The 10,884-nt window shown below is 70.1% G+C and carries 11 protein-coding genes; 8 read left to right on the plus strand and 3 right to left on the minus strand.

Annotated features, from left to right (window positions below):
• Both FJV41_RS12630 and FJV41_RS12635 read right to left on the minus strand, forming a co-directional pair.
• Positions 1 to 267 (minus strand): phosphopantetheine-binding protein, encoded by a 267-nt coding sequence (locus FJV41_RS12630; RefSeq protein WP_141642707.1) that lies wholly within the window; start codon positions 265 to 267, stop codon positions 1 to 3.
• Between the two features lie 30 nt (positions 268 to 297).
• Complete coding sequence (locus FJV41_RS12635) at positions 298 to 1,983, minus strand: AMP-binding protein (protein ID WP_141642708.1); 1,686 nt, start codon at positions 1,981 to 1,983, stop codon at positions 298 to 300.
• A 174-nt stretch (positions 1,984 to 2,157) separates the two neighbouring features.
• Between FJV41_RS12635 and FJV41_RS12640 the strand changes: the two genes are divergently transcribed.
• From FJV41_RS12640 to FJV41_RS12675, 8 genes are read left to right on the plus strand one after another with little or no spacing between them, the layout of a single operon-like run.
• Positions 2,158 to 2,967, plus strand: coding sequence for a thiamine pyrophosphate-binding protein (locus FJV41_RS12640; protein ID WP_141642709.1), 810 nt, complete (start codon positions 2,158 to 2,160; stop codon positions 2,965 to 2,967).
• The gene (locus FJV41_RS12645) at positions 2,964 to 4,004 is read left to right on the plus strand and encodes a transketolase family protein (protein ID WP_141642710.1); all 1,041 of its coding nucleotides are present in this window, start codon (positions 2,964 to 2,966) and stop codon (positions 4,002 to 4,004) included. The genes FJV41_RS12640 and FJV41_RS12645 overlap by 4 nt, the downstream gene beginning before the upstream one ends.
• Complete coding sequence (locus FJV41_RS12650; protein WP_246137171.1) at positions 4,001 to 4,852, plus strand: RimK family alpha-L-glutamate ligase; 852 nt, start codon at positions 4,001 to 4,003, stop codon at positions 4,850 to 4,852. The genes FJV41_RS12645 and FJV41_RS12650 overlap by 4 nt, the downstream gene beginning before the upstream one ends.
• Positions 4,849 to 5,889, plus strand: a complete 1,041-nt coding sequence (gene argC, locus FJV41_RS12655) for an N-acetyl-gamma-glutamyl-phosphate reductase (RefSeq protein WP_141642711.1) — start codon at positions 4,849 to 4,851, stop codon at positions 5,887 to 5,889. Before FJV41_RS12650 ends, argC begins: the two co-directional genes overlap by 4 nt.
• A gap of 17 nt (positions 5,890 to 5,906) precedes the next feature.
• Positions 5,907 to 6,905, plus strand: coding sequence for a sulfotransferase (locus tag FJV41_RS12660; RefSeq protein WP_141642712.1), 999 nt, complete (start codon positions 5,907 to 5,909; stop codon positions 6,903 to 6,905).
• Positions 6,883 to 7,662, plus strand: a complete 780-nt coding sequence (locus tag FJV41_RS12665; protein ID WP_141642713.1) for an SDR family oxidoreductase — start codon at positions 6,883 to 6,885, stop codon at positions 7,660 to 7,662. The genes FJV41_RS12660 and FJV41_RS12665 overlap by 23 nt, the downstream gene beginning before the upstream one ends.
• The gene (locus FJV41_RS12670; protein ID WP_141642714.1) at positions 7,659 to 8,525 is read left to right on the plus strand and encodes a [LysW]-aminoadipate kinase; all 867 of its coding nucleotides are present in this window, start codon (positions 7,659 to 7,661) and stop codon (positions 8,523 to 8,525) included. Before FJV41_RS12665 ends, FJV41_RS12670 begins: the two co-directional genes overlap by 4 nt.
• Positions 8,512 to 9,585: a M20/M25/M40 family metallo-hydrolase gene (locus FJV41_RS12675; RefSeq protein ID WP_141642715.1), complete on the plus strand. Its 1,074-nt coding sequence runs from the start codon at positions 8,512 to 8,514 to the stop codon at positions 9,583 to 9,585. Before FJV41_RS12670 ends, FJV41_RS12675 begins: the two co-directional genes overlap by 14 nt.
• Before the next feature lie 18 nt (positions 9,586 to 9,603).
• Here FJV41_RS12675 and FJV41_RS12680 read toward each other — a convergent pair whose 3' ends face one another.
• Positions 9,604 to 10,842 (minus strand): MFS transporter, encoded by a 1,239-nt coding sequence (locus FJV41_RS12680; protein ID WP_141642716.1) that lies wholly within the window; start codon positions 10,840 to 10,842, stop codon positions 9,604 to 9,606.
• Between the last annotated feature and the right edge of the window lie 42 nt (positions 10,843 to 10,884).

The following is a 10,884-nucleotide window of genomic DNA, read 5'->3' on the forward strand; positions in this document are numbered from 1 at the left end:
TCAGGCCGCGGGGAAGGTGCGGCCCTGCTCGCGCAGCTGCTCCTCGCAGACGGCGGCCACGTGCTCCAGCGTGTTGAACAGGTCCACCATGGAGAGCTGGATGCCCAGCTCCTCTTCGATCCGGTTGGCCAGCATCGTCGCCATCAGCGAGTTGCCGCCAATCTCCAGGAAGTGGTCCTCCGGCTTCACGACTTCCGCCCCCAGCAGCTCACGCCAATACCCGGCGAGCTGTCGCACCAACGGCGTGGTGCTCGACTCAGTGCTCACGTGTGCTCCTCATCATGGTCGGGGACATGCTCAGCCCACCTTCGCGGTGGGCCCCTTCAAACGCTCGCGCAGCAGGTACTTGCGAATCTTCCCCGACGGCGTCTTGGGCATCTCCTCGACGACCTCCAGCCTGTCGGGCCAGTACTGATTCGACATGCCCAGGCCCTTCAGGTGGGCTCGCAGCTCATCCAACGTCGGCGTCTCGTCGCGAGGCACCACCACGGCGCAGACGCGCTCACCGCCGATGCGGTCGTCCGAGTGACCGATGACGGCCACCTCCCGCACCTTCGGATGCGAGTACAGCGCGGACTCCACCTCCACCACGGGCACCTTCTGGCCATAGCGGAAGATGACGTCCTTGAGCCGTCCGACGATGCGGATGCCCCCACGCCCGTCGTCCCGCGCCAGGTCTCCCGTGTCGAACCAACCCTCTTCGTCGACACACGCGCGGTAGATGTCCTCGCGCTTGAAGTAGCCCAGGCACTGGCTGGCCCCCCGGACGAGCAGCCGGCCGGTGCCCTCTGGATAGGGCGAGCCGTCTTCCGCCAGCGCGGGAACAATCTTCACCTCCATCCAGTCCACGGGCCTCCCGTCGCTGTTGGAAGGCCAGTCCGGCGGATCCTCCCGTCGCGTAATCGTCACCGCGCCGTTCTCCGTCATCCCCCACAGCGTGTGCAGCGGCACGCCGAAGCTCTCGCGCACCGCGGCGATGAGGTGCGGAGGCACGGGGATGGAGCCGGTGGACAGCCGCCGCAACGACGAGGTGTCACCTCCCCGCTTCTTCTTCGCGGCGATGACATTCATCACGTACGTGGGAATCCCATACATGAACGTGACGCCGTGCTCCTCGATGCAGCGCAGCGTCAGCTCCGGGTCCCCCACGTCCATGTAGACAGCCGTCGCGCCCAGCAACACCGGCATCAAGTACAGGTAGGTAAATCCGCTGGAGGCGGTGAGCAACGAGGGCAGACACACCACGTCGTCAGCGCCCAGCGCCATGGTTTCGACCAGCGCGCGGGTGATACCGAAGTTGGTGTTGTGCGAGTGGATGACGCCCTTGGGCTCGCCCGTCGTCCCCGACGTATAGAGGACGTTGCACACGTCGTCCGGGCGCGCCGAGCGCGCGTCCAACTCCGCCTTCGACGTCGAGTCCTCCCAGTGCCTGGCGACGAAGTACGCGTCGAAGTCCAGCTCGCCCGCCTCCGACGCCTGCTCGCCCGCCCCGATGAAGACGCGGTGCTTGAGCGACGTCAGCGCGCGCGCCGCCTCGCGCAACATGTCCCGGTGCGAGTGCCCGCTCCAACTCAGGGGTCCTACGTAGACGGATGACTCCGTCCTGCCGAGGATGAACTCCACCTCGCGACGCCGGTAGTCCGGGGGAATGGGCGCGACGACGGCGCCGATGCGCGCGCACGCCAGCGCCAACGCGGTGAACTGCCACCAGTTGGGCAACTGCACCGCCACCAGCTCGCCCCGACCCACGCCCAGCGACACGAGCGCGCCCGCGAAGCGCTCCACGTAGCGCCCCAGCTCCGCGTAGCTCAGCCGCGTGACGTCCTTGGCGAAGTAGCGGGCCGCGACGATGGCCGTCTTGTCCGGGTGCGTCCGCACAGCTCGACGCAAGTCGTCGAGCACCGTCTCGTCCCGCCACCACCCCTTGCTCCGGTACAGCGCCGCCTGCTCAAACGAGGGGCCGCTTCCGAACCGTGCGTCCATATCCGCACCCTCCGTGCACCGTGAGACCGTCCTCGACCGCGTGGGACCATAGCGATTCGCGTGTAAAACCAGCAAGACAGCGAAAGCTCACATGTCTACACCCCAAGGTCGCATCACTCACATTGACGGGCGCGCTCCTGGTTTCCTACTTTGGAATGAAAGGCGCAGAAATCCATGGTCCAGGTACCTCTCGAGGAGCGCGCCAGACGCATTCGCCGGACCATCCTCCGGCTCGCCGCCACGTCCGTCGGCTGCCACCTCGGTGGCTCGCTGTCGATGGTGGAGCTGTTGGTGGTGTTGCTGGGACGGGTGATGAAGTTCCGTCCGCGAGAGCCCCGCTGGGAGGAGCGCGATTCGCTCATCCTGTCGAAGGGCCACGCAGCCGCGGGCCTTTACGCCGCGCTCGCCGAGTTCGGCTTCGTCGACACTGAAGACCTGGTGCAACGATACAACGCTGACGGAAGCCCCTTCACCGGACACGTGAATGCGGCGGTGCCGGGCGTTGAGTTTCCCACGGGAAGCCTGGGGCATGGCGTGGGGCTGGGCGTGGGGCTGGCCCTGGGATACCGGCTGCGGCAGCGTTCCAACCGAGTGTTCGTCGTGTGTGGAGACGGGGAGATGGGCGAGGGCTCCAACTGGGAGGCGATGCAAGTCGCCGCGCAGCACCGCTTGTCGCAACTCACGGTGCTGGTCGACCGCAACGGCGGACAGAACGACGGCCCCACGGAGGCCATCCTGTCCCAGGCCTCCCTGGTGGAGCGGCTGCGCGCCTTCGGAATGAGCACCGTCGAGGTGGACGGGCATGACCTGGAAGCGCTGGGGGCCGCGCTGGAGGAGCCTTGTGACGGGCCTCGCGCGATTGTCGCCAACACGCAGAAGGGCGCGGGTGTGCCCATGCTGCGCGGCAAGGGACCGCACTACGCGACGTTCAACGCCGAGCAGCTTCGCCGCGCGCTCGCCTCGCTGGGAGAGGTGACGCCATGACGAGCTCCACGACGTCCAGCGGCGCCGACCTCTTGACGTCGCCCGAGGACTGGCTGCGCGAGCAACCGTCCCTGGCCAACCGACAGGTGTTCCGACACACCCTGGCGCGACTGGCGGACGTGGAGCCGCGCGTCGTGTTGCTGGAGGCGGACCTCGCGGGTGGAGGAGACCCGTTCGCCGCGCGGCACCCGGGACGTTTCATCAACCTGGGCATCTGCGAGGCGGCGATGCTCGATATCGCGTGCGGCATGGCCGCCACCGGGCACGTCGTCTTCGCCCACACCTTCGCGCCCTTCGGGGCGATGCGTGCGTGCGAGCAGGTGCGGCTGGGGCTCGCCTATGGGCGGGCGAACGTGAAGCTCGTCTGCGACTACGGCGGTCTGTCCGGCGCGTTCTTCGGGCCCACGCACCACGCCATCGAGGACCTGGCGATTCTTCGCGCCATGCCGGGCATGACGGTGGTGTCTCCGGCGGACGGGCTGGAGACGATTCAGGCGACGCGCGCCCTCTTGGAGATGGAGGGGCCGGTGTACCTGCGGCTCGGCCGCAACCGCGTCTCCCGGCTGGACGTGGCGCGGCCCGCGTTCGCGCTCGGGCGCGCCATGTGCCTGCGTGAAGGCAGCGACGTCGGCATCATCGCCCATGGCGAGGTCGGCGTGAGCGTGGCGCTGGACGTGGCGACGCGGCTGGAGGCGCAGGGCGTGTCCGCGCGCGTGGTGAACCTCCACACGCTCAAGCCCTTCGACGAAGAGGCGATTCTGGAGACGGCCGAGCGCACGCGGCTGCTCGTCACGGTGGAGGAGCACTCCATCCTCGGAGGACTGGGCGGCGCGGTGTGCGAGAGCGTGGCCACCCACGGTCTGGGCCGCCGCGTGGTCCGCGCCGGCATCCAGGACCGCTACGACTCCACGGCGGGCACGCACGAGGCCTTGCTGCAACGACATGGGCTGGAGAGCGCCGCCCTGGTCGACTCGATTCTCACCGCCCTGCCCCGCCCCCGGCTCACGGCGCTGGCACCCGCGGCCAGGAGGGGATGATGCGTCGCCACGAGGTCCACCTCGTCTACACACGGATGCGCACCGAGGAGCGGATGCTCGTCGACGCGCTTCGCGGACGCGGCTGCTCCGTGGAGACCCACGCGGACACGGACCTGGTGCTCCCGCTGAACCGCGAGCCGTGGAAGGACGGCGGCCCGGTGCTGATGCGCAGCATGTCCTTCACCCGCGCGCGATACCTGTCCTCCATCCTGGAGGTGAAGGGGGCCCGCGTGTTCAACACCGCGCGCTCCATCGCCACCTGCGGCGACAAGGCGCTCACCACGCTCGCGCTGGCGGAGCACGACGTCCCCATGCCCTGGTCCTTCCTGGGCTTCGAGCAGGACGCCTGCGTCGCGGAGATGGAGCAGCGCGGCTATCCCTGCGTGACGAAGCCCGTGCAGGGCTCCTGGGGCCGCATGGTGGCGCGCGTGGACAACAAGCACGCGGCCGAGGGGATGATGTCCATGCGCTTCGAGATGGGCAGCGCCCAGGACCACGTCGCGCTCGTCCAGCAGTACATCGACAAGCCCGGCTACGACTTGCGCGTGTACGTCATCGGAGGCGCCGTCGGTGGCATGCGCCGCCGCTCCGAGCACTGGGTGACGAACACGGCCCGGGGCGCGGTGCCGGAGCGCTACGACGTCCCCGAGTCCCACGCGAAGCTCGCCGAGCGCGCGGCCAAGGCGGTGGGTGGGGAGATGGTCGCGGTGGACCTGCTGGAGACGCGAGATGGCGCGATTCTCGTGAATGAAATCAACCACTGCGTGGAGTTCGCCCGGAGCATCGAGTTCACCGGCATCCCCCTGCCGGAGCTGATGGCCGGCTACCTGGTGGAGGCCATGCGATGACGCGCGTCGCGGTGCTCGGAGCGGGAGGTTATGCCGGCGGCGAGGTGCTGCGACTGCTGCTCGCCCACCCGGCGGTGGAGGTGGTCCAGGCCACGTCCGAACAGCACGCGGGCAAGCGGCTCGACTTCCCACACCCTCACCTGAGAGGACTGGCCACTCCGCGCTTCTCACCGCATGACGCGCTGGAGCCGTGCGACGTGCTCTTGTCCTGCATGCCCTCCGGCGAGCTGATTCGCCGCTGGCCGCAAGTGAGCGCGCGGGCCGGTCGCATCATCGACCTGAGCGCGGACTTCCGCCTGGAGTCCACCGAGCACGCGCGCTGGTATCCCCGCGCGCCCCGCCCCCTGGACATGCCCGAGTTCGTCTACGGCCTGCCGGAGTGGACGGGCGCTCGACTCAAGGACGCCCGCTTCGTCGCGGTGCCCGGCTGCATGGCCCACGCGGCCCTGCTGGCCCTGCTGCCGCTGGTGCGCGCGGGGCTGGTGCGGCCCGAAGTCGTGGTCGACGCGAAGACGGGCTCCTCCGGCGGCGGCGCGACACCGGACCGCTCCTCGCATCATCCCGAGCGAGCCTCCGCCCTGCGCTGCTACCGCGCGGTGGGGCATCGACACACGGGCGAAATCGAGGGCGCCACCGAGCGCCTCGCCGGCGTGAGGCCCGTCGTCCACTTCAGCGCGACGGCCGTGCCCAGCGTGCGCGGCGTGCTCGCCACGGTGCATGCCTTCGCGGCGCGCAAGCTGGAGGACGCGTCCGAGCCGCTGCGAGCCCTGGCCTCCACCTACCGCGAGCACCCCTTCGTCCACGTGCTGCGCGCCAACGCGAGCGCGTCTCCCTTCCCGGAGCCCGCGCCCCTGGCTGGCACCAACCACTGCGACCTCGCGGTGGAGGTGGACGCGGAGCGCGGGCGCATCGTCGTGAATGCCGCGTTGGACAACCTGGTGAAGGGCGCGGCGGGCACGGCCGTGCACGCGCTGAATCTCATGCTGGGCAGACCTGAAACGGAGGGCCTCGGCTTCCGGGGCCTCCACCCCCTCTGACGCGAAAGGCTCCCCCCATGAGCGCCCTCACCGTCCTCTACATCACCGGTTGGTGCCGCAGCGGCAGCACCATCATCGGCAACGTGCTCAACGAGGTGGAGGGCTGCTTCCACACCGGTGAGCTCAGCTTCCTGTGGAAGAACGCCTTCGGGAACGGCTCCAACACCCTGTGCGGCTGCGGCACGCACCTGGTCCAGTGTCCGCTCTGGTCCAAGGTGCTGGAGCAGGGCGCCCTCCCTGGCGAATCCCCCGAGGCCCACGCCCTGCGCGTGGTGCGCAGGCAGCAGGACACCGTCCGCACCCGGCACACGTGGCGCGTGCTGCGCCAGGACACGCCTTCGACCGAGCTGTACGAGCACGCGCAGCTCCTCGCGAAGACCTACCGCACCATCGCCGATGCCACCGGCAGCCACGTCATCGTCGACAGCGGCAAGTTCCCCTCGGAGGCGGCGCTGTTGCCGCACGTGAGCGGAATCTCGCCGTACTACCTCCATCTGGTACGGGACCCGCGCGCCGTCGCGCACTCGTGGACGAAGACGAAGCAGTACGTCGTCCCCATGTCCGCCGCGCGCAGCACCGCGTACTGGTTCGGCTTCAACGTGGCCTCGGAGCTCGTGACGCGGCGCCACCCGGAGCGCTCGCTGTTCCTGCGGTACGAGGACTTCATCGCCTCACCCGCAGCCACCATCGACTCGCTCTTGAAGCTCATCCAGGAGGACCGCGCCGTCAACCCGGTGAAGGGCCGCACGGTGGTGCTCGGGCGCAACCACACCGTCACCGGCAACCCGGACCGCTTCCTGAGCGGCTCCACGCTGCTGCGGCCCGGTGACGATGCGTGGCGCAAGGAGCTGGCGCCTCGGGTGAAGGCCCTGGTGTCCGCGCTCTCGTGGCCGCTGACGGGGCGGTATCGCTACAGGGGACCTCCGGCGCCCGCACAGGTCGTTCCAGGGCCGGAGCCCGTCGTGAACGCTGGTGACGCAGGGAGGGAGACACTTGGAACTGGGACTCGCCAATAAGGTCGCGCTCATCGCCGGGGGTTCCAGTGGCTTGGGGCTCGCCGTGGCCGAGGAGCTGGTCAAGGAAGGCGCGCACGTCGCCATCGGCGCTCGCGACGCGGACCGGCTCGCTCGCGCCGAGCAGCACCTGCGCGGACTGGCTCGTGGCAACAGGGTCCTGGCCACTCGGGTGGACCTGCGTGAACACGGCGCCACGCGCGCCTGGGTGGAGGACGTGGCCGGCAAGCTGGGCGGTCCCCACATCGTGGTGACGAACAGCGCCGGCCCCCCGCCGGGCCCCGCCACGAAGTTCGACATCGTGGCGTACCAGGAGGCCATCGACACGGTGATGCTGCCGGCCATCAACCTGGCCCTGGCGGCGCTGCCGTACATGAAGGCCGCGCAGTGGGGACGGCTGCTGCTCATCACCTCGGAGACGGTGGTGCGGCCCGTCGCGCGCTTCGCCCTCTCCGGCACGGCGCGGCTGGGCATCGTCGGCTTCGCATCCGCGCTGGTGCAGGAGCTGGGCGACTGCGGCGTCACCGTCAACGTGCTCGCCCCCGGCTACACCCGCACGCCTCCGGTGGAGCGCACGGCGGGCACGGGCGGCGCGGACGTGGAGGCCAGCCTGCGGGCCATGGCGGCGCACATTCCGCTGAAGCGCGTGGGGCTTCCGGAGGAGTTCGCGGCGGCGGCGGCGTTCCTCGCGAGCGAGCGCGCGTCGTTCATCACCGGCACGGTGCAGCTCGTCGACGGCGGCGCGAGCGTCATCGGATGAGCACCGCGTCCCAGGTCGATGAAGGCCGCGCGCCGCTGGTGGTGAAGATTGGCGGCGCCGCGGGCGTGGACCTGGACAACGTCTGCGCGGACGTGGCGGAGCTGCGGCGCCAGGGCGAGCGCGTCATCGTGGTGAATGGTGGCTCCGAGGCCGGTGATGCCCTGCTGGCCTCGCTGGGCATGGCGCGCACCGAGGCGTTGACCGCCTCCGGCAACGTGGTGCGACTGACGAACGAGGCCACGCTGCGCGTGCTGACGATGGCGTGGGTGGGCGACGTCAACAAGCGCGCGGTGCTCGCGCTGCTGGCCCGGGGCGTCTCGGCGCTCGGCCTGTGCGGCGCGGATGGACGGGTGCTCGTCGCCCGACGACGGCCTCCGCTGAAGCTCCAGGACGGGGAGCGCACCCGCATCGACCGGAGCCACCTCGCGGGGGAAATCAGCGAGGTGAATGCGCGGCTGCTGAACGTGCTGCTGGAGGCAGGGCAGACGCCCGTCGTGTGCCCTCCCGCGGTGACGGAGGACGGGACGCTGGTGAACGTGGACGCGGACCAGGTGGCCGCCGCCATCGCCGCGGTGATGGGGGCTCGGGCGCTGGTGATGCTCTCCAACGTGGCGGGCCTCCTGGAGGACCCGGCCAACGCATCGACGCTCATCCGCCAGAGTGACGACGTCGAGGGTGCCATGCGCTTCGCCAGGGGGCGCATGCGCTACAAGCTGGAGGCGGCTCGGCGCGCGCTCGCGGCGGGCGTGTCCGCCGCCTATGTCACCGCCTCGGGCACCCCGCGCCCCGTGTTGTCCGCGCTGGCGGGCGAGGTCGGGACGAAGCTGACTTCTTCCGGGAAGGTGACCCATGCGAGCCCGTGAGGCGAGCCCGGAGCTGTTGCGGTGGATGCTGGAGCACTACAGCCCCAGCCACCATGAAGCGGACTTCTCTCGCGCGCTGGCCGGGCGACTGGAGCAGCGCGGCTGGAAGGCCCACGTGGACCCGGTGGGCAACACCGTGGCCAGCATGGGAGACGGAGACACGTGCATCGCGCTGCTGGGCCACATCGACACCGTGCCGGGCGAAGTCCCCGTGCGACTGGAAGGCACGCGCCTCTTCGGACGCGGGGCGGTGGACGCCAAGGGCGCGCTCGCGGCCTTCATCGAAGCCGTGGAGTTGCTCGACGACGCGGAGCGCGCTGGCAAGCGCTTCCTCCTGCTGGGCTGTGTCGAGGAGGAGGTGGCCATCACCCGGGGCGCGCTGCATGCCCGCGAGCACCACCGGCCGGACTTCGTCGTCAATGGCGAGCCCAGCGGCGCCCACGGCATCACCCTGGGCTACAAGGGCCTCTTGCGCCTGGAGCTCGAGTACCGCGCCAGCCGGCGTCACACCGCAAGCCGTGGCTACCGCGCGCCCGCGGAGCATCTCGTCGACGCGTGGAACGGGCTGCGTCGTCGCTGCGACGAGCGCAACAAGGGGTGCACCCTCTTCGAGCAGGACCTCCCCGCGCTGCTCTCCTTCCAGACGGGCACCGGTGACGACACGGAGTGGGCCACCGCCCACCTCAACGTGCGCACGGGGCCGACCAGTGACGTGGACGCGCTGCTCGCCTGTCTCGCCGAGGTCCCCGAGGTGGCCGTGAAGACGGTGTCGCGCAAGCAAGCCGTCTCCGCCGAGGGCAACGACGCCCTCACGCGCGCCTTCAAGCAGTCCATCCGCGAGCGCGGCGCACGTCCGACGCTTCGCGTGAAGACAGGGACATCCGACTGGAACACGGTGGCGGACACGTGGAACGTGCCTACCGTCGCATATGGCCCGGGTGACTCGTCGCTGGACCACACGCCGAACGAGCACATCGAGCTTCCGGAGTACGAGGAAGGCGTCGCGGTGCTGGCTCGCGTGCTGGCACTGCTCCCGCTCAAGTCCGGCGGCGCGGGCTGAAGCACACGTCCCTGGACGTCACGTACTCGCGACATCCACGGTCCGAGGCCGCTGCAGGCGCAGCCCCACCATGGCCACGAGGAACAGCGCCGCGGAGCTGGCGGTGACAGCGCGCACCCCCACCCGGTCCGCGAGCGCCCCCTGCGCCCAGACGCCCACGGAGTACCCGACGTTGATGAGCAGCATCGCGAGGCTGCTCACCCGCCCCTGAAGCTCCCTGGGCGTGCGCTCCTGATAGCGGGTGCTCAACCCCGTCATCACCACCAGGTACACCGCGCCCAGCACGAACATGGTCCCCATCGCCACGGGCAGCGTCGGGGACAGCCAGTAGAAGACCGTCACCGGCCCCATCACGAGCACGGCGAGGTCCACCACGCGCTCCCGGCCCCAGCGGACCGCCAGCGCGCCCACCACGCCCGAGGCCAGCAGCGCCCCCATGCCCTGCATGGAGATGAGCGCGGAAGCGGCGGACGCATCCGAGCCGAACACCTGGAGCGCGAACACCGGCACCAACGCGATGAAGGGCGAGATGAACAGCGCCAGGGCGAACAGCGACACCATCGCCATCCGGATGCCCGGCTCCCCTCGCGCCATGCGCGCGCCTTCGACGATGTCCGCCCACAGGCCCTTGGGCTCGATGGGCCTGACCACGGGCGGCTCCGCGTGCACCCGGGACACCGCCAGCAGCACCGCCATGAAGGACAGCGTGTTGAGGAACATCACCCACGCGACACCACCGAAGGCCAGGAGCGCCGCGGCGAACACCGGCCCCAGGATGCGGCCCAGGTTGAACTGCGCCGACATCAGCGTCATCGCGCTGTGCAGGTCCTCCTTCGGCACCAGCCCTGTAATCAGCGCCGTGTAGGCCGGCCCCGACAGCACGTGCACGCAGCCGTTGAGCAGGGAGATGACGGCCACCGCATGCACGGTGAGGTGTCCGGTGAAGGCCAGCCCCGCCAGACAGGCCGCCAGCAGCGCCTGCGCCACGGCACACAGCGAGATGAAGACACGCCGGTCGAAGCGGTCCGCCAGCGCGCCGCCCAGCGGGGACAACACGAGCGACGGCAGGTACGTCAGCGCCGCCACTCCGCCCGTCCACTCCGCTCGGCCCGTCACCTCCGTGACGAAGACGCCCAGCGCGAGCACCTCCATCCACGTGCCGACATTGGAGACGAGCGCCCCCAACCACACGGCCACGAACTGCCTGTGACGCAAGGCACGGAAGGACGACAAGCTCGCCAGGTGCGGGGTGGACACGGGAGCCCGCTTCTAGCAGCCCCCCACCCCGCGCTGGAACAC

It is taken from the genome of Myxococcus llanfairpwllgwyngyllgogerychwyrndrobwllllantysiliogogogochensis, assembly GCF_006636215.1.
Lineage (GTDB): Bacteria > Myxococcota > Myxococcia > Myxococcales > Myxococcaceae > Myxococcus > Myxococcus llanfairpwllgwyngyllgogerychwyrndrobwllllantysiliogogogochensis.

Bases quoted from the DNA above. Each gene is read 5' to 3' on its own strand.
- FJV41_RS12635 (WP_141642708.1), bottom strand. From the start codon at position 1,983: ATGGACGCACGGTTCGGAAGCGGCCCCTCGTTTGAGCAGGCGGCGCTG.
- FJV41_RS12640 (WP_141642709.1), top strand. From the start codon at position 2,158: ATGGTCCAGGTACCTCTCGAGGAGCGCGCCAGACGCATTCGCCGGACC.
- FJV41_RS12645 (WP_141642710.1), top strand. From the start codon at position 2,964: ATGACGAGCTCCACGACGTCCAGCGGCGCCGACCTCTTGACGTCGCCC.
- FJV41_RS12650 (WP_246137171.1), top strand. From the start codon at position 4,001: ATGATGCGTCGCCACGAGGTCCACCTCGTCTACACACGGATGCGCACC.
- argC (WP_141642711.1), top strand. From the start codon at position 4,849: ATGACGCGCGTCGCGGTGCTCGGAGCGGGAGGTTATGCCGGCGGCGAG.
- FJV41_RS12660 (WP_141642712.1), top strand. From the start codon at position 5,907: ATGAGCGCCCTCACCGTCCTCTACATCACCGGTTGGTGCCGCAGCGGC.
- FJV41_RS12670 (WP_141642714.1), top strand. From the start codon at position 7,659: ATGAGCACCGCGTCCCAGGTCGATGAAGGCCGCGCGCCGCTGGTGGTG.
- FJV41_RS12675 (WP_141642715.1), top strand. From the start codon at position 8,512: ATGCGAGCCCGTGAGGCGAGCCCGGAGCTGTTGCGGTGGATGCTGGAG.